Here is a 322-nt window from a genome sequence, read left to right on the forward strand (position 1 = left end):
AAGGTACCCCAACCTTCACAGAAGGTAATCCACTGGTTCCACTTGATGATACAAAACCAGTGACATTCGAAGATGGTCAATCAACGAAAACAGTTCCAGGTGTAGGTGAATACAGCATCAATCCAGATGGATCTATTACCTTTACTCCAGAAAAACAATACGTTGGCACACCAGATCCTGTCACAGTCAAACGTGTAGATAAGAATGGAACAGAAGTCACTGCGACTTATACCCCAACAGTGACTAAGGTAACCCCAACTAGCACTAATGCAACGAGCACAGGTCCTCAGGGTGTTCCACAAACGGGCACTCCAAGCTTCCA

Annotated in this window: 1 protein-coding gene; it reads left to right on the forward strand. The window is 45.3% G+C overall.

The annotated features are described in order from the left end of the window. A partial coding sequence (locus HMPREF2853_RS05180) for an Ig-like domain-containing protein (protein ID WP_148131404.1) occupies positions 1-322 on the forward strand: 322 nt, incomplete at both ends.

This window comes from Streptococcus sp. HMSC077F03 (genome assembly GCF_001812375.1).
GTDB lineage: Bacteria > Bacillota > Bacilli > Lactobacillales > Streptococcaceae > Streptococcus > Streptococcus oralis_S.